The sequence below is a fragment of the Pseudomonas sp. FeS53a genome, from assembly GCF_000931385.1.
Taxonomy (GTDB): domain Bacteria; phylum Pseudomonadota; class Gammaproteobacteria; order Pseudomonadales; family Pseudomonadaceae; genus Metapseudomonas; species Metapseudomonas otitidis.
Genome location: NZ_JYFT01000043.1, coordinates 38,976 through 60,285, shown reverse-complemented (window position 1 = coordinate 60,285; position 21,310 = coordinate 38,976). Strand labels below are relative to the sequence as shown.

General features: G+C 67.0%; 19 protein-coding genes and 2 tRNA genes. 14 read left to right on the top strand and 7 right to left on the bottom strand.

The window, feature by feature from the left end; all coding sequences use genetic code 11:
- The first annotated feature begins 39 nt into the window (after positions 1-39).
- Positions 40-855: a MerR family transcriptional regulator gene (locus tag SZ55_RS12675; protein WP_044406201.1), complete on the top strand. Its 816-nt coding sequence runs from the start codon at positions 40-42 to the stop codon at positions 853-855.
- Here SZ55_RS12675 and SZ55_RS12670 read toward each other — a convergent pair.
- Positions 852-2,051 (bottom strand): GGDEF domain-containing protein, encoded by a 1,200-nt coding sequence (locus tag SZ55_RS12670; RefSeq protein ID WP_044406198.1) that lies wholly within the window; start codon positions 2,049-2,051, stop codon positions 852-854. The genes SZ55_RS12675 and SZ55_RS12670 overlap by 4 nt on opposite strands.
- Positions 2,052-2,137: 86 nt before the next feature.
- Positions 2,138-5,614 (bottom strand): hybrid sensor histidine kinase/response regulator, encoded by a 3,477-nt coding sequence (locus SZ55_RS12665; RefSeq protein ID WP_044406195.1) that lies wholly within the window; start codon positions 5,612-5,614, stop codon positions 2,138-2,140.
- Positions 5,615-5,849: 235 nt separating this feature from the next.
- Between SZ55_RS12665 and SZ55_RS12660 the strand changes: the two genes are divergently transcribed.
- The 5 genes from SZ55_RS12660 to SZ55_RS12640 all read left to right on the top strand — a co-directional run bounded on the left by SZ55_RS12660 (position 5,850) and on the right by SZ55_RS12640 (position 10,342).
- Positions 5,850-6,419: a GNAT family N-acetyltransferase gene (locus SZ55_RS12660; RefSeq protein WP_044406192.1), complete on the top strand. Its 570-nt coding sequence runs from the start codon at positions 5,850-5,852 to the stop codon at positions 6,417-6,419.
- Positions 6,416-7,258, top strand: a complete 843-nt coding sequence (locus SZ55_RS12655; protein ID WP_044406189.1) for a helix-turn-helix transcriptional regulator — start codon at positions 6,416-6,418, stop codon at positions 7,256-7,258. The genes SZ55_RS12660 and SZ55_RS12655 overlap by 4 nt, the downstream gene beginning before the upstream one ends.
- A 37-nt stretch (positions 7,259-7,295) precedes the next feature.
- Positions 7,296-8,009 (top strand): AzlC family ABC transporter permease, encoded by a 714-nt coding sequence (locus SZ55_RS12650; RefSeq protein WP_044406186.1) that lies wholly within the window; start codon positions 7,296-7,298, stop codon positions 8,007-8,009.
- Positions 8,009-8,338, top strand: coding sequence for an AzlD domain-containing protein (locus SZ55_RS12645; RefSeq protein ID WP_044406183.1), 330 nt, complete (start codon positions 8,009-8,011; stop codon positions 8,336-8,338). Before SZ55_RS12650 ends, SZ55_RS12645 begins: the two co-directional genes overlap by 1 nt.
- Positions 8,339-8,467: 129 nt before the next feature.
- Positions 8,468-10,342, top strand: coding sequence for an MFS transporter (locus SZ55_RS12640; protein WP_044406180.1), 1,875 nt, complete (start codon positions 8,468-8,470; stop codon positions 10,340-10,342).
- Positions 10,343-10,395: 53 nt separating this feature from the next.
- Here the strand turns inward: SZ55_RS12640 and sugE are convergent, their stop codons facing one another.
- The 3 genes from sugE to rdgC form a co-directional block, all read right to left on the bottom strand.
- Entirely contained in the window at positions 10,396-10,710 is a 315-nt protein-coding gene (gene sugE, locus SZ55_RS12635) for a quaternary ammonium compound efflux SMR transporter SugE (RefSeq protein WP_044406178.1), read from the bottom strand.
- A gap of 163 nt (positions 10,711-10,873) precedes the next feature.
- On the bottom strand, positions 10,874-11,827 hold the full coding sequence (locus tag SZ55_RS12630) for a bile acid:sodium symporter family protein (protein WP_044406176.1): 954 nt from the start codon (positions 11,825-11,827) through the stop codon (positions 10,874-10,876).
- A 58-nt stretch (positions 11,828-11,885) separates the two neighbouring features.
- Positions 11,886-12,806, bottom strand: a complete 921-nt coding sequence (gene rdgC / locus SZ55_RS12625; RefSeq protein ID WP_044406173.1) for a recombination-associated protein RdgC — start codon at positions 12,804-12,806, stop codon at positions 11,886-11,888.
- Positions 12,807-12,963: 157 nt separating this feature from the next.
- On the opposite strand from rdgC, the gene SZ55_RS12620 reads away from it, so the two are divergent.
- The 7 genes from SZ55_RS12620 to SZ55_RS12590 all read left to right on the top strand — a co-directional run bounded on the left by SZ55_RS12620 (position 12,964) and on the right by SZ55_RS12590 (position 16,202).
- Positions 12,964-13,039: transfer RNA gene (locus SZ55_RS12620), tRNA-Val, on the top strand.
- 15 nt (positions 13,040-13,054) lie between these two features.
- Positions 13,055-13,131: transfer RNA gene (locus tag SZ55_RS12615), tRNA-Asp, on the top strand.
- Positions 13,132-13,363: 232 nt separating this feature from the next.
- Complete coding sequence (locus SZ55_RS12610) at positions 13,364-14,089, top strand: FKBP-type peptidyl-prolyl cis-trans isomerase (protein ID WP_044406170.1); 726 nt, start codon at positions 13,364-13,366, stop codon at positions 14,087-14,089.
- 401 nt (positions 14,090-14,490) lie between these two features.
- Positions 14,491-14,934, top strand: a complete 444-nt coding sequence (locus SZ55_RS12605; RefSeq protein WP_044406167.1) for a YkvA family protein — start codon at positions 14,491-14,493, stop codon at positions 14,932-14,934.
- Between the two features lie 127 nt (positions 14,935-15,061).
- Positions 15,062-15,370, top strand: coding sequence for a helix-turn-helix domain-containing protein (locus SZ55_RS12600; RefSeq protein ID WP_044406165.1), 309 nt, complete (start codon positions 15,062-15,064; stop codon positions 15,368-15,370).
- Positions 15,367-15,732, top strand: a complete 366-nt coding sequence (locus SZ55_RS12595) for a hypothetical protein (RefSeq protein WP_044406163.1) — start codon at positions 15,367-15,369, stop codon at positions 15,730-15,732. The genes SZ55_RS12600 and SZ55_RS12595 overlap by 4 nt, the downstream gene beginning before the upstream one ends.
- Complete coding sequence (locus SZ55_RS12590) at positions 15,732-16,202, top strand: sel1 repeat family protein (RefSeq protein WP_044406160.1); 471 nt, start codon at positions 15,732-15,734, stop codon at positions 16,200-16,202. The genes SZ55_RS12595 and SZ55_RS12590 overlap by 1 nt, the downstream gene beginning before the upstream one ends.
- 7 nt (positions 16,203-16,209) lie before the next feature.
- Here the strand turns inward: SZ55_RS12590 and SZ55_RS12585 are convergent, their stop codons facing one another.
- Positions 16,210-17,958 carry a bifunctional diguanylate cyclase/phosphodiesterase gene (locus SZ55_RS12585; protein WP_044406157.1) on the bottom strand — a complete coding sequence of 583 codons (1,749 nt, stop codon included), beginning with the start codon at positions 17,956-17,958 and terminating at the stop codon, positions 16,210-16,212.
- Positions 17,959-18,048: 90 nt separating this feature from the next.
- On the bottom strand, positions 18,049-20,130 hold the full coding sequence (locus tag SZ55_RS12580; protein ID WP_152644476.1) for a carboxy terminal-processing peptidase: 2,082 nt from the start codon (positions 20,128-20,130) through the stop codon (positions 18,049-18,051).
- 127 nt (positions 20,131-20,257) lie between these two features.
- On the opposite strand from SZ55_RS12580, the gene SZ55_RS12575 reads away from it, so the two are divergent.
- Entirely contained in the window at positions 20,258-21,220 is a 963-nt protein-coding gene (locus tag SZ55_RS12575; protein ID WP_044406151.1) for an NAD(P)H-quinone oxidoreductase, read from the top strand.
- Positions 21,221-21,310 lie beyond the last annotated feature (90 nt).

The following is a 21,310-nucleotide window of genomic DNA, read 5'->3' as shown; positions in this document are numbered from 1 at the left end:
GTTGTTGGCGGTCCGGGGGCGGGGCTATGATCCGCCCCCATGAAGACACCCCAGCCCTTCCTGTCCCGCCTGCTGGCCCGTACGCCAGCCGAGGGGGATGCCCCGCCCGAGGCGGCGGAATACACCGTCGACGAGCTGGCCCGCGAGGCCGGCACCACCGTGCGCAACCTGCGGGCCTACCAGGACCGCGGCCTGCTGCCGCCGCCGGAGCGTCGCGGGCGGGTGGGCATCTACAACGGCGGGCACCTGTCGCGGCTGCTGCTGATCGGCCAGTTGCTGGAGCGCGGCTACAGCATCGCCAGCATCCGCGAGCTGCTGGAGGCCTGGGAGCAGGGGCGCGACTTGGCCCATGTGCTGGGCCTGGACGCTGCCATTGCCGGGGCCTGGGGCCAGCCGGAGCCGACCCGCCTGGGCTTCGACGAGCTGATTGCGCTGTTCGGCGAGGCGCTGACCGACGACACCCTGGACCGCGCCCGCGAGCTGGGGCTGGTGGAGTTCGCCGGGGATCACCTGCGGGTGCTGAACCCGCGCATCTTCAACGCCGGGGTGCAGCTGCACCGCTCCGGCATCCCGCTGGCGGTGCTGCTGGAGCAGTTCGCGCTGATCCGCCAGCAGGTGGCGCCGGTGGCCGATGGCATCGTCGGCATGATCGTTGCCCACCTGGTCAACCCGCTGCTCAGCAGCAGCCTGCCCCACGTGTCCGAGCTGGAGGCGCTGAACCGGCAACTGCTGGCCCTGCGGCCGCTGGTGGAGGAGGTGGTGGACAGCGAGCTGGCGCGGGGGCTGCAGGCGTCGGCCAACCAGGAGCTGGGTGGCCGTGTCGGTGAACTGCTGAAGGGCTTCCTGAAGAACTAGGGTGCGCCGGTTGCCGGGGCATCCTTGGCGGTGAAGGCTTCGACCCTGTTACGGCCCTGGTGCTTGGCCTTGTAGAGCGCCACATCCGCATTCCCGACCAGGGCTTCTTCACGGGCCACCGGCTGTTCGGTGGAGGCCACGCCGATGCTCACCGTGAGGTAGCCGCGCTGCGCGCCGGCATGGGGGACCTGTAGGGTCTCGATGGACGCGCGGATGCGTTCGGCGATGGCCTGGGCCGTGGCCAGGTCGGTGCCGGGCATGACCACGGTGAACTCCTCCCCGCCAAAGCGTGCGACGAAATCGCAGTGCTCGCGGATGCTGCCGCGCATGGCCTCGGCCACCTGGCGGATGCAGGTGTCGCCGGCCAGGTGGCCATAGCGGTCGTTGTAGAGTTTGAAGTGGTCGATATCCAGCATCAGCACGCTCAGCGGCGCGTGGGTGCGGGCGCAGCGGTGCCACTCGCGCTTGAGGGTTTCGTCCAGGTGGCGCTTGTTGGCGATGCGGGTCAGGTCGTCGGTGCGGCTCAGCACCGCCAGCTCCTGGTTGGCCAGGGCGTACTTGTGCGCCAGCACCTGGTGCTCCCAGGCCAGCTTGAGGGCCTCGTTGAAGCGGATCTGCAGGCGCCGGCCCATCTCGGCGATGAAGGGGCACACCACCCAGGCGGAGATGGCGAGGAAGCGCGCCTGGGGCTCCGGGTCGAGGGCGTAGGCGATGCCCAGCAGGGTGAACATCGGCACGTGGAAGGCCAGGTGGGCCGGCCAGTAGGAGACGTTGCTCATCGCCACCATCACCGAGGCCAGGGCGATGCAGCCGTAGATCACGTCCTCGTAGGCGGTGCCGTAGCCCATCAGCCAGATGGCGCCGAAGCCCCAGGCGAGGCCGACCGCGCCGCACTGGCACATGGTCAGGCGGGCCCAGGCGAGCGGGGTGAAGCGCTGCGGGTTGCGGCGCCAGGCCGCCACCAGCCAGAGCCGCACACCCATCAGCAGCACCAGCACCAGCAGCCATACGCAACGCCCGAACAACGGGGCGCTGGCGTGGTAGACGCCGAACACCATGGTGCCGGAGAAGACGTTGCCCACCGCCGTGGCCGGGCTGGTGGAGAAGAGGGTGGCGACCCGTTCGGCGAGGTAGTCCTCGGCGGGGCGTTCGGGCAGGGGCGGCATGACTGCGGCCTGCCCGGTCTGGAGTGGCATCGACGGCATTCCTGGATTTCGTGGCGCTTTTTATACCGCGATGCCTGGAAAGCGGGAACTGCGTCACATCGGTTGGCGATTGCCCGTCAGCGCAGCGTCACGTGGCGGCTGATCAGCGCCCGCAGCGCGGCGGGCTTCACCGGCTTGGCGAGGTAGTCGAGCCCCGCCGCGTGGACTTCCGCCACCAGCTCGGCGCGGGCGTCGGCGCTGATCACCACGCCGGGCACCGGGCCGCCCATGCGGGTGCGCAGCCAGCCCATCAGTTCGGTGCCGGTCTCGCCTTCGTCGAGGTGGTAGTCCACCAGCACCAGTTCCGGGCGCACGGCCTCCTCCAGCAACTGCTCGCACTCCAGGCGGTTGCGCGCGGTCCAGACGCGGCAGCCCCAGCGTGACAGCAGGCTGTCCATGCCGGTGAGGATGCTGTCCTCGTTATCGATGCACAGCACCTGGGTGCCGTTGAGGGCCTGGCCGGCGCCTTCCTGCGGTTGGCGGGCCGGGGCTGGGCGGGCCTGGCGCGCCACGGGCACGGTGACGCTGAAGACGCTGCCCTTGCCGGGCCAGGAGCGCACCTCCAGACGGTGGCCGAGCACGCGGCAGAGGCCGTCTGCAATCGCCAGGCCCAGGCCCAGGCCCTTTTCGGCGCGGGTCTGGTGGCTGTCGAGGCGCTTGAACTCCTCGAAGATGACCTTGCGCTTGTCCTCGGGGATGCCGGGGCCGCGGTCCCAGACTTCCAGGCGCAGGGCGTCGCCTTCGCGGCGCACGCCTAGCAGCACGTGGCCCTTGGCGTAGCGGAAGGCGTTGGTGAGGAAGTTCTGCAGCACCCGGCGCAGCAGCTTGGCGTCGCTCTCGATGTTCAGCCGGCTGCCGCACAGGCGGAACTGCACGCCCTGTTCCTGGGCCAGGGCCTTGAACTCGGCTCCCAGGGTGTCGAACAGGCTGGCCAGGGGGAAGGTGGTGCGGTCGGGGGTGATGCGGCCGCTTTCCAGGCGCGAGATGTCCAGCAGGTCGGTGATCAGGTCCTCGGCCGAGCGCAGCGAGCTGTCGAGGTGCCCCACCAGTTCGCGGGCCTCGGGGGGCAGCGCTTCCAACTGGTGGGCGAGGGCGGCGGAGAACAGCCGCGCGGCGTTCAGCGGCTGCATCAGGTCGTGGCTGACGGCGGCGAGGAAGCGGGTCTTCGACTGGTTGGCGGCCTCGGCCGTGCCCTTGGCCTCGATCAGCGCCTGGTTCAGCTGGGACAGCTCCTGGGTGCGCTCGACGACGCGCTGCTCCAGGCTTTCGTTGGATTCCTTGAGGGCGTGCTCGGCCTCGCGGAAGGCGGTGATGTCGGTGAAGCTCATGACGAAGCCGCCGCCGGGCATGGGGTTGCCGATCAGCTCGATGACCCGGCCGTTGGGGAACATCCGTTCCGAGGTGTGGGCGTTGCCCTGGCGCATCCAGTACAGCCGGCGGGAGACATGGGCTTCGGCATCACCGGGGCCGCAGAGGCCGCGCTCGGCGTTGTAGCGGATGATGTCGGCGATGGGCCGGCCGACGCTGATCAGCCCTTCCGGGTAGTCGAACAGCTCCAGGTAGCGGCGGTTCCAGGCCACCAGGCGCAGGGACTGGTCCACCACGCTGATGCCCTGGGTGATGTTCTCGATGGCGCCCTGCAGCAGGGCGCGGTTGAACTGCAGCACCTCTGAGGCTTCGTCGACGATGCGCACGACGTCCTCCACCTGCATCTCGCGGCCTTCGATGGCGGCCTTCACCACCGCGCGGGCCGAGGAGGCGCCGAGCACGCCGGCCAGCAGCCGCTCGGTGTGGGTGATCCAGTCCTGGTTGGCGTTCTGCGTGGGGGTGAAGCTGGTGCCCTGGCGGTAGGCGAAGCGGGCGAAGCTCTGCCGTGCGCGTTCCTCACCGACGAAGCGGGCGGCGAGCATCAGCAGGTCCTCCACCTGCACCGCCAGCAGCGAGCGGCCGCTGGGGCGTGCCGAGACCACCTGGCCGATGAAGCGGCTGGCCTGCCAGTGTTCGGAGACGCGGGTGCGGGAGAGCACCGAGACCCAGGCGAACAGCAGCCAGTTGCCGGCCAGGGAAATGACCACGCCCTGGGTCTGCGGGTCGATGGGCAGGTGCAGCGGGTTGGCCATCAGCCAGGCCAGGCCGGGGAAGGCCTCCAGCGGCCAGCCGAGGCCGCGCGCCACCAGCGGCAGCACCAGGGTGTAGGCCCAGAGCGCGGAGCCGGTGGCCAGCCCGGCGAACACGCCACGGCGGTTGGCCTGCTTCCAGTACAGGGCGCCGGCCATGGCCGGGCCGAGCTGGGCGATGGCGGCGAAGGCGATCTGGCCGATGGTGGCCAGGCTCGCGGTGGAGCCCAGCAGGCGGTAGCTGACGTAGCCCAGCAGGATGATCACCACGATGCTGATGCGGCGCACCGAGAGCATCCAGTGGCGGAACACCTCGAACGGCCGCTCGGCGTTCTGCCGGCGCAGCAGCCAGGGCAGCAGCATGTCGTTGGAGACCATGGTCGAGAGGGCCACGGCTTCGACGATCACCATGCCGGTGGCCGCCGAGGCACCGCCGATGAAGGCCATCAGGGCCAGGGCCGGGTGGGCCTCGGCCAGGGGCAGGCTGATGACGAAGGAGTCCGGCATCACGCCGGCGGGCAGCAGCATCATGCCGGCCAGGGCGATGGGCACGACGAACAGCGCGGCCAGGGCCAGGTACACCGGGAACACCCAGCGGGCGGTGCGCAGGTCGCGGGCGTCGATGTTCTCCACCACCGCCACGTGGAACTGCCGGGGCAGGCAGACGAAGGCGGTCATGGCCACGGCGGTCTGCACGATGAGGGTCGGCCATTCCACCGGGTGGTTCCAGAAGTTCTCCAGCTGCGGTGCGAGCAGGGCGCGGCGGGTCAGGTCGTCGAAGCCGTCGAAGAGCACGAAGCTGACGTAGGTGCCCACCGCGAGGAACGCCAGCAGTTTGATCAGCGATTCGAAGGAAATCGCCATCACCATGCCCCGGTGGTGCTCGGTGGCGTCCAGGTTGCGGGTGCCGAAGAGGATGGTGAACAGGGCCAGCACCAGGGACACGATCAGCGCCGTGTCCTGGGCGCGGGTGCCGGTGGAGTCCGCGCCGGAGCCCACCAGCAGGTTGACGCCGAGGACGATGCCCTTGAGCTGCAGGGCGATGTAGGGCAGCACGCTGACCAGGCAGATCAGCGCGACCACCACCGCCAGCGCCTGGGACTTGCCGTAGCGGGCGGCGATGAAGTCGGCGATGGAGGTGATGTTCTCCTGCTTGCTGATCAGCACCATCTTCTGCAGCACCCAGGGGGCGAACACCATCAGCAGGATGGGCCCCAGGTAGATGGGCAGGAAGGCCCAGATCTGCCCGGCGGCCTGGCCGACGGCGCCGAAGAAGGTCCAGCTGGTGCAGTACACCGCCAGCGACAGGCTGAACATCAGGGCACGCGCCCGGGGCGGCATCGGGGCGCTGCGGCGATCGCCGTAGAAGGCGATGCTGAACAGCACCGCCATGTAGAGGAGGGCGACCGCGGCGATCAGCCCGCTGGACAACGACATGCAGACTCCGGAGGAAAAAGGGCGGGCAGGGCCCGGGCACAGGCTGCAGTTTCGCACCAAAGGTCATTTCCGTCAGGCGGCTGCTACCAAGGTCGCAGGCGGACTTGAGCGCCTCTTGCCGGGCTGTTAGCTTGGCTTGCCGCGCCGGGCCTGGAGCCCGCCGCAGCCCTGCCAGGCAACCGCGTCCGGTTGTCGCGTAGAACGGGCAGGGGTTATTCGCCTGAGGAGGGCGCAGATGTTCAATCCGCAACCGGTCACCCTGCAGCGTGGCGCATTGCGCCTGGAGCCACTGGGGGAGACCGATGTCAGCGAGCTGGCGGCCCTGGCCGAAGCCAATCGCAACGAACTGGTCTACATGAGCGGCCCGCTGCGGCCGGACTGGTACCGCCAGGGCATCGCCCAGCAGCGCGAAGGCCAGGCCGTGGTGTTCGCCATCCGCCTGGGTGACCGCCTGGTGGGCACCAGCCGATTCGCCGAATTCATGCCGGCCCTGCCCGCCGTGGAGATCGGCTGGACCTGGCTGGCCGGCAGTGAGCACGGCACCGGCCTCAACGCCTCGATCAAGTACCTGATGCTGCGCCAAGCCTTCGAGGAGTGGCAGGTGGTGCGGGTGCAGCTGAAGACCGCCGGCAGCAACCTGCGCTCGCAACGGGCCATCGAGAAGCTCGGCGCGGTGCGTGAGGGTGTGCTGCGCAACCACCGTCGCCTGGCCGACGGGCGCCTGGACGACAGCGTCATGTTCAGCATCACCGACCACGAGTGGCCGGCGGTGAAGCAGGCCCTGGAAGCTGCATTCGTCCAATGAGCGCGGGCGGTGAGCGCACGCACTTCTGGCAGGCCAGTGCGCTGAGCGGGGTCGAGCTCCTGCATGCGCGCTACATCCAGCATCGCTTCTCGCCCCACGTGCACGAAGGCTACGTCTTCACCATCCTCGAATCCGGCGCCCAGCGCTTCCGCCACCGCGGCAGCGACCACCTGGCCGCCGTCGGCAGCATGGTGCTGATCAACCCGGACGAGCTGCACACCGGCTCCAAGGCCCACGAGGAAGGCTGGCGCTACCGGGGGTTCTACCCCGACCTGCACCGGGTGACCGATGTGCTGGACGAACTGGAGATCGCCACCGGTGGCCTGCCCACCTTCGCCGACAGCGTGCTGCATGACCCCGAGGTGACCCGCCGCTTCCTCGACCTGCACTGCCTGCTGGAGCGCAATGCCTCCGCCCTGGAGCAGCAGGTTGCCTGGCGCGAGGCGATCCTGCTGCTGTTCAGCCGCCACGCGCGCATCGGTGCGCCACGGCCGGCGGGGCAGGAGCCCCAGGCCGTGGCGCTGGCCCGCGAGGTGCTGGCGGCGCGCCTGGCCTCGCCGCCATCCCTGGAGGAACTGGCGGCCCTGGTGGGGCTTTCGCCGTTCCACTTCGCCCGGGTCTTCCAGCGCGCCACCGGGATGCCGCCCCACGCGTGGCTCAAGCAGCGTCGCCTGGAGCAGGCGCGGGCCATGCTGCGCAGCGGTTGCGCGCCGTTGTCGGTGGCGATGCAGCTGGGCTTTGCCGACCAGAGCCACCTGACCCGTCAGTTCAAGCAGACCTATGGTGTAGGTCCCGGCGAATACCGGACCGCCAGCGCAAGATCGTTCAAGACCGACTGAGCGCCGGCTGGCAGAGTACGGGGACAAGGAGAATCCCATGTCCCGCTCAACAGAATTCCTCCGCGGCGTTCGCGACATCGTGCCGATGCTCATCGGCGCCATGCCCTTCGGCATCATCTACGGCACCCTGGCCGCCGGGGCCGGCCTCGATGCCTGGCAGACCCTCGGCATGTCCCTGCTGGTGTTCGCCGGCTCGGCCCAGTTCATCGCCATCACCCTGCTGGGCGGTGGTGCCGGGGTGGCGGTGGTGCTGCTCACCACCCTGGTGGTGAACCTTCGCCACGCCCTCTACAGCGCCACCCTGCAACCCTTCGTGCGGCACCTGCCGCGGCGCTGGCGCCTGCCCCTGGCCTTCTGGCTCACCGACGAGGCGTTCGCCGTGGTGCAGCACCGTTATGCGGAGGAGGACGACTCGCCGCTCAAGCACTGGTACTTCCTCGGGGCTGCGCTGGCGATGTACCTGAGCTGGGTGTCCTACACCCTGGTGGGGGTGGTGTTCGGCCAGGCGGTGCCCAATCTCGCGGCCTGGGGGCTGGACTTCGCCATGCTGGCGACCTTCATCGGCATCGTCGTGCCCATGCTGCGCAACCGTCCGCAGGTGGCGGCGGCGCTGGTGGCCGGTGCGGTGGCGGTAGCGTGCCAGGGCCTGCCCTACAAGCTCGGGCTGATGGCGGCGGCGCTGGCTGGCATCGTGGTGGGCGTGGTGCTGGAGCGTCGTGATCGCCTGGACCTGCTGGGGGAGACCCTGTGATGGAAACCTGGTTGCTGATCCTCGGCATGGCCGCGATCACCTTCGCCATTCGCTACAGCCTGTTCGCCTGGCCGGACCTGCGCTTCCCGCCGGTGGTGCGCCAGGGGCTGCACTACGTGCCCACGGCGGTGCTCACCGCCATCGTGGTGCCGGGCATGCTGATGCCTGACGGCGAGCACCTGGCCGTGGCGCTGGACAACGCCTACCTGCTGGGCGGGTTGGGCTGCATCCTCATTGCCGCGCTGACCCGGCACCTGCTGGCGACCATCCTCGGCGGGTTGCTGCTGTTCTTTGCACTGCGGGCGTACCTGGGGCAGTTGCCGATCTAGGCTATAAATCCGCGCCGTTTCAAACATCCTCGCGGCAGATGTGGCTTTCCGACCGGGTCCTGATGTCCAATCAGCGACGTGCGATTCCCTGCGGGGCGCATTCTCGCCAACCATCAGGTACCAAGGACGATGAGCCAACATTCGCAATTCGCTCTGCTGGGCACGCGGCGTTTCCTGCCGTTCTTCGTGACCCAGCTGCTCGGGGCCTTCAACGACAACATCTTCAAGCAATCGCTGATCCTGGCGATCCTCTACAAGCTGGCGATCTCCGGCGACAAGGGGATCTACGTCAACCTCTGTGCGCTGTTGTTCATCCTGCCGTTCTTCCTGTTTTCCGCCCTGGGTGGCCAGTTCGGCGAGAAGTACGCCAAGGACGCCCTGATCCGCGCCATCAAGCTGGCGGAGATCGCCATCATGGCGGTCGGTGCGCTGGGCTTCTTCTTCGACAACCTCTGGCTGCTGCTGGCGGCGCTGTTCGCCATGGGCACTCACTCGGCGCTGTTCGGCCCGGTCAAGTACTCGATCCTGCCCCAGGCCCTGCGCGAGCAGGAGCTGGTGGGGGGCAACGCGCTGGTGGAGATGGGTACCTTCCTGGCGATCCTCGCCGGCACCATCGGCGCGGGCGTCATGATGTCCGCGTCGCACTACGAGCCGATCGTGGCCGGCGCCATCCTGCTTACCGCCTGCCTGGGCTACCTGGCCAGCCGGGGCATTCCCCGGGCGGCGGCGGCCATGCCGGAGCTGAAGCTGGAGTGGAACATCTTCGTGCAGTCCTGGCGCATCCTGCGGCTGGGCCTGGAGCAGCGGCCGTCGGTGTCGCGCTCGCTGGTGGGCAACTCCTGGTTCTGGTTCCTCGGCGCCATCTACCTGACGCAGATCCCGGCCTACTCGAAGGACCTGCTGTACGGCGACGAGAGCGTGGTGACGCTGATCCTCACGGTGTTCTCGGTGGGCATCGCCATGGGGTCGATGCTTTGCGAGCGCCTCTCCGGCGGCAAGGTGGAGATCGGCCTGGTGCCCTTCGGCTCCATCGGCCTGACGGTGTTCGGCATCCTCCTGTGGTGGCACTCCGGCGGCTTCCCCCAGGGCGCCCAGCCCCATGACTGGCTGGCCGTGCTGAGCGAGCCGCAGGCGTGGATGATCCTGGCGGACATCTTCGGCATCGGCCTGTTCGGCGGCTTCTACATCGTGCCGCTGTATGCGCTGATCCAGTCGCGCACCGCGGAGAACGAGCGGGCGCGGGTGATCGCGGCCAACAACATCCTCAACGCCTTGTTCATGGTGGTTTCGGCCATCGCCTCGATCCTGTTCCTGAGCGTCGCCAAGCTGTCGATCCCGCAGCTGTTCCTGGTGGTGTCGCTGATGAACATCGCGGTGAACAGCTACATCTTCAAGATCGTCCCCGAGTTCAGCATGCGCTTTCTGGTGTGGCTGCTCGGCCACTCCATGTACCGCGTGCACCATCGCGGCCTGGAGTCGATCCCGGAGGAGGGCGCGGCGCTGCTGGTGTGCAACCACGTGTCCTTCGTCGATGCGCTGCTGATCGGTGGCGCGGTGCGCCGGCCGGTGCGCTTCGTCATGTACTACAAGATCTACAACCTGCCGGTGCTCAACTTCATCTTCCGCACGGCCGGCACCGTGCCGATCGCCGGCCGCAGCGAGGACCTGCTGGTCTACGACCGCGCCTTCAAGAAGATCGACGAGTACCTGAAGGCGGGCGAGGTGGTGTGTATCTTCCCCGAGGGCAAGCTGACCGGCGATGGCGAGATGAACGAGTTCAAGAGCGGCGTGGAGCGCATCCTCGAACAGAACCCGGTGCCGGTGATCCCGATGGCGCTGCAGGGCCTGTGGGGCAGCTTCTTCAGCCGCGACCCGAACAAAGGCCTGTTCAAGCGCTTCTGGTCCCACATCAACCTGGTGGCTGGCCCGGCGCTGGCGCCGGAGACGGTGGACCGCCTCAGCCTGCAGGCGTCGGTGGCGGCGCTGCGTGGTGAGGTGCGCTGAGCGATCCGGAACGAAAAAGCCCGCCGGAAGGCGGGCTTTTTCATGGGCGCGATTCAGGTGCTCATCTTGAGCCCGATCAGCCCGCAGATGATCAGCGCGACGCTGCCCAGGCGCATCAGCGCGACCGACTCGCCGAACAGGATGACGCCGGCGATGACGGTGCCGACGGCGCCGATGCCGGTCCAGATCGCGTAGGCGGTACCCAGGGGCAGCTGCTTCATGGCCAGACCCAGGAGGCCGAGGCTGATGGCCATGGCCAGCACGGTGAGGGCGGTGGGCAGCGGGCGGGTGAAGCCTTCGGTGTATTTCAGGCCGACGGCCCAACCCACTTCGAACAGGCCGGCGAAGAACAGGATGATCCAGGACATGGTGACCTCCAGAGGGGGACGGAATGTGGGGGCCGTCCCCGGGTGGTCACTGCAGCAACGCACTGAAGGCGTGGCTGGAAGTGGCAGGGCCGTCCCTGCGTTTGCGCAGTATTTTGCACATCCCGCCCGTGCGGACAAGTCCGTACGGGCAGGCGGTTGTCAGTCAATGGTGTGCGGAACGGTCGGAATCGGGTTCGCTCATGCGTCGGAAGATCGCAGCGAGCAGTGAGCCGGACAGGTTGTGCCAAACGCTGAACAGCGCGCTCGGCACGGCGGCCAGGGGCGAGAAATGGGCGTTGGCCAGGGCGGCGCCGAGCCCGGAGTTCTGCATGCCGACCTCGATGGAGAGGGTCTTGCGCTGGGCCAGCGGCAGGCCGAAGACGCGGCCAGCGAGGTAGCCCAACGCCAGGCCGAAGCCGTTGTGCAGCACCACCACCGCCATGATGAGCAGGCCGGATTCGGCGATCTTGGCCTGGCTGGCGGCAACGACGCCGGCCACGATGGCGACGATGCACAGCACCGACACCAGTGGCAGCACCTGTTCGGCCACCTGCACCCGCGCACCCAGCAGGCGTTGCACGATGAAGCCGAGGGCGATGGGCACCAGCACCACCTGCAGGATGGACATGAACAGGGCGCTGAACTGCACCGGCAGCCAGGCCGAGGCCAGCAGCCAGATCAGCGCGGGCGTGACCAGCGGCGCCAGCAGGGTGGTGACGGCGGTGATGGCGACGGACAGGGCCACGTCCCCGCGGGAGAACCAGGTCATCACGTTCGAGGCGGTGCCGCCGGGGCAGCAGCCGACCAGGATGACGCCGACGGCGATTTCCGGTGGCAGCTGCAGCAACCGGCAGAGCAGCCAGGCCAGGCCCGGCATGATGATGAACTGGGCGAGCACGCCGATCAGCACCCACAGCGGCCGCCGCGCGACTTCGCGGAAATCCGCTGCCTTCAGTGTCAGGCCCATGCCGAACATCACCAGCCCCAGCAACGGCACGATCCATTGGGTGATCGGCAGGAAGGGTGCCGGGACGCAGAACGCCAGCACGGCGAACAGCAGGATCCAGAGGGCGAAGGTGTTGCCGACGAAGCGGCTCAAGGCAGCGAGGGCACGCATGGTCATTCCTTGTCGTTATCGTGAAAGCGCCGGCTCTGGGCCGGCGCTTCGGGGAGGGTCAGATGCCCTGGGGTATCTCTTCGCCGCCGAGTGCGTCGAGCAGCTGGGGCAGGAACTCCACCAGCGTCAGCATCATCAGGGTGAAGCTGGCGTCCAGCTGGGCGAGGGCGTCTTCGCCGCCGTCCTGCTCGGCCTTCTCCTGCAGCAGGTCTTCGAAGCGCAGGCGCTTGATCACCAGCTTGTCGTCGAGGATGAAGGAGAGCTTGTCCTGCCAGGCCAGGGACAGCTGGGTGACCAGCTTGCCGGAGGAGAGGTGCAGCTGGATCTCGTCGCTGGTCAGGTCCTGGCGCTTGCAGCGCACCACGCCGCCGTCTTCGTCGGTGTCACGCAGCTCGCATTCGTCGAGGACGTAGAAGTCCTTGGCGGCTTCCTGGGTCTTGACCCACTCGGTGAGAGTGGCGGTGGGGGCGATCTTCACCGAGGCCGGGCGCACCGGCAGCGAGCCGATGGCTTCGCGCAGGGTGGAGAGCAGGTCTTCGGCGCGCTTCGGGCTGGAGGCGTCCACCAGGATCAGGCCCTGGGCCGGGGCGATGGCGGCGAAGGTGGCCGACTTGCGGATGAAGGCGCGCGGCAGCAGGGTCTGGACGATCTCGTCCTTGAGCTGGTCGCGCTCCTTCTTGTAGACCTTGCGCATCTGCTGGGTCTCGATCTCGTCGACCTTCTCCTTCAGTGCATCGCGTACCACGCTGCCGGGCAGGATGCGTTCCTCCTTGCGCGCTGCCACCAGCATGAAGCCTTCGCTCACGTGGACCAGCGGCGCGTCCGCACCTTTGCCGAAGGGCGCCACGAAGCCGTAGGTGGTCAGTTCCTGGCTGGCGCAGGGGCGCGCGGGCTTGGTGGCCAGGGCGGCCTCCAGAGCGTCGGCGTCGAAGGGCACATCCTGGGTGAGGCGGTAGACGAGCAGGTTGCGGAACCACATAAGAGGAACTCTCCGGAAACAAAGGCCGCATTATTCTCGTCCCGGGCCTGCAGGCCAACCCTGCGCTAAGCCTTTGGAACGGCTGAAAAAATTTTTTGAAAAAGGGCTTGCCAGAGTTCGAATGCATCCCTAGAATGCGCACCACTTCGAGAGTGAAGGGTGATTAGCTCAGCCGGGAGAGCATCTGCCTTACAAGCAGAGGGTCGGCGGTTCGATCCCGTCATCACCCACCAATCTCGGGGTAACGCGCAGCGGTAGTTCAGTCGGTTAGAATACCGGCCTGTCACGCCGGGGGTCGCGGGTTCGAGTCCCGTCCGCTGCGCCATATACAAAGCCCTCAGGTAGCGATACCTGAGGGCTTTTTCGTTCGTCCCGGTTTTTTTCGGTGCGGTTCCGGCCCAGGTGATTGGTGGTGAAAAGCCGCAAAATCCTCGCCCTGGCGCTGAACTTATTCCCCTGTTTTCGATCCTAAGTGCCCATAGCCACTGATCGCAGCGGCCTGCTAAGCTCGCCGCTTCTTCGAACATGCCCTCACGGCGTACAGATAAGGAATCAGCATGAAACAAACTCGGTTGGCGGCAGCGGTGGCCCTGGTGGGCCTGGTGCTCGCAGGCTGCGACTCCCAGACCAGCAGCGTCGAGCTGAAGACCCCGGCCCAGAAGGCGTCCTATGGCATCGGCCTGAACATGGGCAAGAGCCTCGCCCAGGAAGGCATGGACGACCTGGATTCCAAAGCCGTCGCCCTGGGTATCGAAGACGCCATCGGCAAGAAGGACCAGCGCCTGAAGGATGAAGAGCTGGTCGAAGCCTTCGCCTTCCTGCAGAAGCGTGCCGAAGAGCGCATGACCAAGCTGAACGAAGAGTCCGCCAAGGCGGGCAAGAAGTTCCTGGAAGAGAACGGCAAGCGCAAGGAAGTCACCACCACCGCTTCCGGCCTGCAGTACGAAGTGATCAAGAAGGCTGACGGCGCCCAGCCCAAGCCCACCGACGTGGTCACTGTCCACTACGAAGGCAAGCTGACCGACGGCACCGTGTTTGACAGCTCCATCCAGCGTGGCAGCCCGATCGACCTGCCGGTGAGCGGCGTGATCCCCGGTTGGGTGGAAGGCCTGCAACTGATGCACGTCGGCGAGAAGTACAAGCTGTACATCCCGTCCGAGCTGGCTTATGGCGCGCAGAGCCCGAGCCCGGCGATCCCGGCCAACTCGGTCCTGGTCTTCGACCTGGAACTGATCGGCATCAAGGATCAGGCCGCTGACCAGGGTGCTGCTCCGCAGCAGTAATGCCCGGTCGACCAGACGCCCCGCCTAGCGGGGCGTTTTCGTTTGTGCCTTTCTTTCGATAGGCGCTCCTGACCGTAACGGGACTGCGGGTTACCAAACGAACCCCGGCTCGACCGGCAGGTCTGAAAGGGGGTGGAGGCACGCCACCCTGTTACGGTTATGCACATGGTCGTGCAGTCACGGATTTGTCACTGCGACGGGCTGCCGCAGCGACTGGACAAAAAATCAACTGGTTGATTTAGCTGGCTTTTTCGGCGTGGCGAAAAAATCGCCGATCTGAGCGGAGGCCTCGTGGCGCGGGGCTTTCATGGCGTAATCAATACGCTGTCAACAAGGTTATCCACAGGATCTGTGAGTAACCGCCGAAGAGCCCGTCCCATGCGGTTCGGAGAGACGAGACGATGAAGGCACCCTGGAATTTCGAGCGTTACCTGCCCCTGGCCGGCCGATTCCTGGCCCGCGGACGTCTACCGGCCTTACTGTTGGCCGTCACCCGAAAGAGTGCCCGCCAAGGTGGTCGTCTGGGTGGTGCACGGGAGGACCTGAAGCTGCTGATGGCGCTCTGCGTGGCACGGGTTCGCGGGCAGTATCGGGATCTGAGCCCCAAGGCGCTGCTGTCGGTGGTGGCCGGGCTGGTCTACTTCCTGACGCCGGTGGATGCGATCCCCGATTGGGTGCTGGGGGCGGGCCTGATCGACGACCTCGCGGTGCTGGCCTGGGTCATGCGCACCTGGGGCCAGGAGCTGGAGGCATTCCGCCGCTGGCGCGATGCCCAGGCACCGGAGGTGGTGGCGCGTCTGGAGCAACTCCCCGCACCGCAGGAACTGTCGGAGGAATTCAGCTGATTCCGTGGGTCTGCCTACCCGGTCATGCTCCGTTCATGTAGGACCCCGTAGGCCGATTCGCCCTGTTAAGATGGCCGCCTGCAAGGAAGGTGCTGAGACGTCGGCACTGCTGTCCACGGGAGTTGCAATGAACGTGCAAGTGATCATGCGTGACGGCGAAGCGGAATACGCCGTATTGCCTTGGGCCGATTACCAGGCGCTGCTGCAGGCCGCTGGACAGGCCGCACCCGCTTCGGCCCCCGCCGATACCCATTCCCTGCGCGAGCTGCGGGCACTGCGCGAGGCGCGTGGCCAGAGCATCGAGCAATTGGCGCGTGCGGTGGGCATCAGCCCGGTCTACCTGGGGTTGATCGAGGAGGGCGAGCGCGAGCCTGATGCCGCCATCCAGCGGTCCCTGGCCGTGACCCTGGGGATCGCCGGCTGGGAGGTGCAATGAGCGTACGCATCAGTCGCCAGCACTGGCAGTCGCTGTTGAATGAGCTGGATGATGCGCGGCGCCAGCGGCATCTCCTGACCTACCGGGCCTTGGTGGAGCGCCTGCAACTGCCGAGCCCGGCAATGCAGACCCTCACCGCAGCCCTGGAACACCTGGCTGCGCTGGATGCCCGGGCCGAGCGGCCGTTGCGCAGCTCCCTGGTGATCAGCCAGGGCGCCAGTCGCCTGCCGCGTACCGGCTTCTTCGAATTCGTGGTGCGACTGGGGCGTTTCTCCGGTCCTCCGGACGGCGTGGCCGCTGCCTCCTGGCATGCTGCCGAGGTGGTTCGCGTCTTCGAATTCGACTACCCCGAGGAGCCCTGATGGCCATCTGGAAGCTGCGGGCCTGGCTGGGTTATGCGGTGGCCCGCTGGCTGCTGCGCTTCCCGTCGCTGGTGCGCAACCCGCGTGCCTGGAACTGGATGCAGGGGCAGTACGCCCGGCAGGCCAACCTCGGGAATGTCGCGGCCCAGCGCTTCTACGGCCACCTGCTGTTGCACCGCGGCCAGGGCTTCGGCGCGCGGGAGGAGGGCATTCGCTTGTTGCGCCTGGCAGGCCAGGCCGGGGACGGCAAGTCGGCTTACCAACTGGGCGTACTGGCATTGGCCGGTGATGCCCGGCAGGCACCGGATGCGGCCCAGGCCGCCCATTGGTGGAGCCTGGCGGAGCAGGCCGGTCACCCGCTTGCGGCACGCAAGCTGGCGGACCTGTACCGCGAGGGCGGGCCGGGGCTGGCGGCGGATGTCGAGGCCGCCGAACGCCTGGATCGTCGCGCCGCCCAGCTCGGGCTCTGAGTCGAACCTAGACCGCGTCGAGGATATGCAGGCTGTATCCGGGCACAGCCTTGGCGTGGCGCTTGGCTTCCGAGGCGAGGCCGGCCAGTTGCCCGGCATCCAGCTGGCTGCAGGCCTCGGGCGTCAGGTTCACCACGCCGATGGAGAGTGACAGCAGGGGGAACTCCTCACGCTGGCCGCTGCGGTTGTGGGCGATGAAGCAGCCCGCTTGCAGGTGGTCGGCCCGGTAGAAGCGCCGGCACTGCCCCTGGAAGTCCTCCAGCAGGAAGTTGAGCTTGCTGCGCCAGTCATCAGAGCCCAGCACCAGCATGAAGTCATCCCCGCCGATGTGCCCGACGAAATCCCGCGCCGGGTCGACGCGCTCGTTCAGGCATTGCGCCAGGCACAGCAGCACTTCGTCGCCCTTGGCGTAGCCGTAGAGGTCGTTGAAGGGCTTGAAGCTGTCGATGTCCACGTAGCAGACCCGTGCGGCACGCCCCTGCTGAAGCAGGCGACTCAGACACTGCTGGATGGGCACGTTGCCCGGTAGCAGGGTCAGCGGGTTGGCGTGGCGGGCCTGCTGGATCTTCATCTCGGTGATCAGCTTGAGCACGTCGATCACCCGCCCCAGGCCAAGGTAGCGCCCCTCGGAAATGATCACGAAGTCTTCCTCGATCCGCTGCCGCGCCCGGCTGGTGAGCAGGCGGCTGACCTGCTGCAGGGACTGGCCGATCTCCACGGCGAGGAAGTCATCGCTCATCAGCCGGCTGATGGGCTTGCGGGCGAACAGGTCGGTGGCGAAGGGCTTGAGCAGCGCATCGGAGAGCAGGTGGCGGTGGACGATGCCGATGGGCTGCTGCTGATCGTCCAGCACGGCCACCGAGTTCAGGTTGGCTTGCACGCGGAAGGCCTCCAGCACTTCGCTGATGGGCGTGTTGCGGTGCATCGCCGGTTGCTCGTTGAGCAGGGGCTTGAGGTCGGCGCTGTCCTCGCCCAGTTGGCTCTGGGCGCGGTCCAGCAGCGGCAGGTAGGCGCGGGCCTCTCGCGGCGGGTTCTCCTGGGGCCGGCAGAGCAGGTAACCCTGCACCAGGTCCAGGCCCATCTCGGCCAGCACGGCCAGTTCCTCGCTGAGCTCGATGCCCTCGGCGATGACCTGGGCGCGGGAGGCCTTGGCCATCTTCAGGATGGAGCCGACGAACTCGCGCTTCACCGCGTCCTGGTGGATGCCGTCGATGAAGTGGCGGTCGATCTTCACGTAATCGGGGCGCAGCTCCGACCACAGGCGCAGGCTGGAATAGCCCGCACCCAGGTCGTCCAGGGCGATGGAGAAGCCCATGGCGCGGTAGTGGTGCAGGGCGGTGTCGAGCAGGGCGAAGTCATCGGTGGGGGCATGCTCGGTGAGTTCGATGACCACCTCGCTCGGCGGGATGCCGAAAGCCTGCAGCATCTGCAGGGTGCGGCCTGGCTGGTGGGCCGGGTCCAGCAGGGATTCGGGGGAGACGTTGAGGAACAGCTTGCCGTCGAGCTTCAGCTCATGGAAGCGGGTGCAGGCGCGCTTGCGGCAGGCCATCTCCAGTTCGCTCAACCGTCCGGCGTGACGGGCCATGGCGAACAGGGTGACGGGGGAGTGTAGCGGGCTGTTGGAGGGGCCGCGGGTCAGGGCCTCGTAGCCGAGGATGCGCCGCTCGGAAAGGGAGAAGATCGGTTGGAACAGGCTGTTCAGGTCGCCGTGAGCGAGGATCTGGCCCAAGGCGCTCAACTGCTCGGTGACTGTCATGAGGGGCTCTCGTACAGGAGGCGCTAAAAGCAAGGGGCCGCATAAGCGGCCCCTGCATTTCACGACAGTTTCGTGACGATCTGATGACGCTCAGTGCTTGGCTACCGTGGTGTTCAGGCCCAGGTAATCCAGCAGGATCTGTCCGGTCTCGGTCAGGTAGGCGTCGTCTTCCGGCTTGGTCTTGTCGTCCTCCGGCAGGGCGTCCTCGTCTTCCCTTTTCAGCTCCTTGAGCAGGTCTTCGCCCTTGGCCTTGCGGCGGGCGTTTTCCATGGCCAGCTGCTTGTTCTCGATATCGGTCTGCTGGGCGCGGCGCTTGGCTTCGTTGAGGCTGACGACGGTTTCCTTCATCAGCTTCTGGGCCAGTGCCAGGCGTTCGCGGCTGTAGACGAAGTCCGGGTTGTGGGCGGTACGCGCGTCGTGGCGGGCCTTCAGCTCAGCCAGGAAGGGCCGGAAGGGGTCGACCTCCGGCTTTATCGCCGGGCGGATGCTGTCCCAGGGCATGGCCTCGGGCAGGGCGCTCTCGCCGATTTCCTTGGTGTCCACCACCGAGGGGTACTCGATGTCGGGAATCACGCCCTGGTGCTGGGTGCTCTGGCCGGAGACGCGGTAGAACTTGGCCAGGGTCAGCTTCAGTTCGCCGTGGTTCAGCGGCTGGATGGTCTGCACGGTGCCCTTGCCGAAGGTCTGGCCGCCGATGATGAGCGCACGGTGGTAGTCCTGCATGGCGCCGGCGAAGATCTCCGAGGCCGAGGCGGACAGTCGGTTCACCAGCACGGCCATCGGGCCCTTGTAGAACACGCCGCTGTTCTCGTCGGCCAGCACGTCAACGCGGCCGTCGCTGTTGCGTACCAGCACGGTGGGGCCCTGGTCGATGAACAGGCCGGTCAGTTCGGTGGCTTCCTGCAGGGAACCGCCGCCGTTGTTGCGCAGGTCGATGACCACGCCGTCGACGTTTTCCTTCTGCAGCTCACCCAGCAGCTTCTTCACGTCGCGGGTGGTGCTCTTGTACTCGGGGTCGCCGGCGCGGAAGGCCTTGAAGTCCAGGTAGAACGCCGGAACCTCGATCACGCCGAGCTTGAACGGATGGCCGTCGTGCTCGAGCTTGAGCACCGATTTCTTCGCGGCCTGCTCCTCCAGCTTCACCGACTCGCGGGTGATGGAGACGATCTTGCTGGTCTGGTCGTTCGGGGCGTTGCTGGCAGGCACCACTTCCAGGCGGACCACCGAACCCTTCGGTCCGCGGATCAGCTTGACCACTTCGTCCAGGCGCCAGCCGATCACATCGACCATCTCGCCGTTGCCCTGGGCAACACCGACGATCTTGTCGGCCGGGGCGATCTGCTTGCTCTTCTCGGCGGGGCCGGCCGGAACCAGGCGCACCACCTTCACATGCTCGCTGTCGCTCTGCAGGACGGCACCGATGCCTTCCAGCGACAGGCTCATGTTGATGTCGAAGTTCTCGGCGTTGTCCGGAGAGAGGTACTGGGTGTGGGGGTCGTAGGTCTGGGCGAAGGCGTTGATGTAGGCCTGGAAGATGTCTTCGCCACGGGTCTGCTCAAGGCGCGAAAGCTGGTTCTTGTAGCGCTTGATCAGCAGCTCCTGGATGGCCTTGGGCTCCTTGTTGGCGAGCTTCAGGCGCAGGACCTCGTCCTTCACGCGCTTGCGCCACAGGTCGTCCAGCGCGGCGCTGTCCTTGGCCCAGGTGGCTTTCTCGCGGTCTGTCTCAAGGGTCTCGTCGACGGTGAAGTCGATCTTGTCGACACCTTTGCCGAGCATCGCCAGGGCGAAGTCCAGGCGCTCCTTCAGGCGGTCGAGGTGGCGCTTGTAGATGGTGAAGCCGGGCTGCAGGTCACCCTTCTTCAGGAAGTCGTCGAACTGCGTCTTCCAGGCGTTGAATTCGGCAATGTCGCCCGCAGTGAAGTACATCTTCGCGGGGTCGAGCATCTTGAGGTAGCCCTCGTAGATCTTCACCGAGCGTTCGTCGTTGAGCGGGGGCTTGTTGTAGTGGTGGCGCTTGAGCAGCTCGACCACGTTGAGGCTGGCGATCACCTGCTCGCGGTCCGGCTGGAGGGAGTCCCAGCTGTCGCTTGCCGAGGTGGTGGAGGCATGCAGCGGGAGCGCGCTGATGCTGAAAACGAACGCAAGGGCGGAGCAGATCAGAGAACGCTTCATGCTGATTCGACGTCGGGGCAGGTGATAACGCATATTAGGCCGTATTTGAGGGCGCCGGGTTCCTTCGGCGCAAAGCAAAAGCCCGGCGGTCAGCGCCGGGCGGGTCCGGGGTCACTATGGAGGCAGCGTGAAAGCATTGCAAGGCATTGAAGGCCGCGTGGAGTGGGCAGAGCGCACGGTTCCGAGCTGTGATGTGGGCCAGGTCCGAATCCGTGTCGCGGCGGCGGGTTTGAACCGTGCCGACCTGCTCCAGGCAGCGGGTCATTACCCCCCACCGCCGGGGGCCAGTGACGTGATCGGGCTGGAGTGTTCCGGGGTGATCACCGAGGTCGGTCCCGGGTGCGCCTGGGAGGTTGGCGACCGGGTCTGTGCACTGCTCGCGGGCGGTGGTATGGCCGAGGAGGTGGTGGTGGATGCCCGCCACGCGCTGCCGGTGCCGGAGGGGCTGTCCCTGGCCGAGGCGGCCGCTGTGCCCGAGGTGTATGCCACCGCCTGGCTCAATCTGTTCCAGCTCGCCGCGCTCGGCCCGGGTGAGAAGGTGCTGCTGCACGCGGGCGCCAGCGGCGTCGGCTCGGCGGCCATCCAGTTGTGCAAGGCGTTCGGCAACCCGGTTTGGGTCAGCGTGGGTTCGGCTGAACGATTGGCTTATTGTGTGAGCCTGGGTGCCCAGGGCGGTGCGTTGCGGGGTGATGGCCTGCAGGGCCTCAAGGATTTCGGTCCGTTCGACGTGATCCTCGATCCGGTCGGCGGCAACTACGCCGCGCTGAACCTCGACCTGCTGGCCCGCGACGGCCGCTGGGTCAACATCGGCCTCATGGGCGGCCGCAAGGCCGAGCTGGACATGGCCCAGGTGCTGGGCAAGCGCATCCAGCTCATCGGCTCCACCCTGCGCAACCGCGACGACGCCTTCAAGGCCGACCTGCTGCGCGATCTGCACCAGCAGGTCTGGCCGCTGTTCACCGAGGGGCGTGTGAAGCCGCAGCTGGAAAAGGCCTTCGCGGCGGCCGACGTCCAGCTCGCATTCGACACGCTCGCCGGCAACCAGGTGGCCGGCAAGCTGGTGGTCATACTGGACGAGAGCCTGTCGTGATGGTCTGATCGTCGGCCGTTCATCGGCGAATTCTCGGCGCAGACGGCTTCGCCAACGCCTGCTGAATCGCTGCAGGCCCCGTAGTCACTG

Bases quoted from the DNA above. Each gene is read 5' to 3' on its own strand.
- SZ55_RS12675 (WP_044406201.1), top strand. From the start codon at position 40: ATGAAGACACCCCAGCCCTTCCTGTCCCGCCTGCTGGCCCGTACGCCA.
- SZ55_RS12670 (WP_044406198.1), bottom strand. From the start codon at position 2,051: ATGCCACTCCAGACCGGGCAGGCCGCAGTCATGCCGCCCCTGCCCGAA.
- SZ55_RS12665 (WP_044406195.1), bottom strand. From the start codon at position 5,614: ATGTCGTTGTCCAGCGGGCTGATCGCCGCGGTCGCCCTCCTCTACATG.
- SZ55_RS12660 (WP_044406192.1), top strand. From the start codon at position 5,850: ATGTTCAATCCGCAACCGGTCACCCTGCAGCGTGGCGCATTGCGCCTG.
- SZ55_RS12655 (WP_044406189.1), top strand. From the start codon at position 6,416: ATGAGCGCGGGCGGTGAGCGCACGCACTTCTGGCAGGCCAGTGCGCTG.
- SZ55_RS12650 (WP_044406186.1), top strand. From the start codon at position 7,296: ATGTCCCGCTCAACAGAATTCCTCCGCGGCGTTCGCGACATCGTGCCG.
- SZ55_RS12645 (WP_044406183.1), top strand. From the start codon at position 8,009: ATGGAAACCTGGTTGCTGATCCTCGGCATGGCCGCGATCACCTTCGCC.
- SZ55_RS12640 (WP_044406180.1), top strand. From the start codon at position 8,468: ATGAGCCAACATTCGCAATTCGCTCTGCTGGGCACGCGGCGTTTCCTG.
- sugE (WP_044406178.1), bottom strand. From the start codon at position 10,710: ATGTCCTGGATCATCCTGTTCTTCGCCGGCCTGTTCGAAGTGGGTTGG.
- SZ55_RS12630 (WP_044406176.1), bottom strand. From the start codon at position 11,827: ATGCGTGCCCTCGCTGCCTTGAGCCGCTTCGTCGGCAACACCTTCGCC.
- rdgC (WP_044406173.1), bottom strand. From the start codon at position 12,806: ATGTGGTTCCGCAACCTGCTCGTCTACCGCCTCACCCAGGATGTGCCC.
- SZ55_RS12610 (WP_044406170.1), top strand. From the start codon at position 13,364: ATGAAACAAACTCGGTTGGCGGCAGCGGTGGCCCTGGTGGGCCTGGTG.
- SZ55_RS12605 (WP_044406167.1), top strand. From the start codon at position 14,491: ATGAAGGCACCCTGGAATTTCGAGCGTTACCTGCCCCTGGCCGGCCGA.
- SZ55_RS12600 (WP_044406165.1), top strand. From the start codon at position 15,062: ATGAACGTGCAAGTGATCATGCGTGACGGCGAAGCGGAATACGCCGTA.
- SZ55_RS12595 (WP_044406163.1), top strand. From the start codon at position 15,367: ATGAGCGTACGCATCAGTCGCCAGCACTGGCAGTCGCTGTTGAATGAG.
- SZ55_RS12590 (WP_044406160.1), top strand. From the start codon at position 15,732: ATGGCCATCTGGAAGCTGCGGGCCTGGCTGGGTTATGCGGTGGCCCGC.
- SZ55_RS12585 (WP_044406157.1), bottom strand. From the start codon at position 17,958: ATGACAGTCACCGAGCAGTTGAGCGCCTTGGGCCAGATCCTCGCTCAC.
- SZ55_RS12580 (WP_152644476.1), bottom strand. From the start codon at position 20,130: ATGAAGCGTTCTCTGATCTGCTCCGCCCTTGCGTTCGTTTTCAGCATC.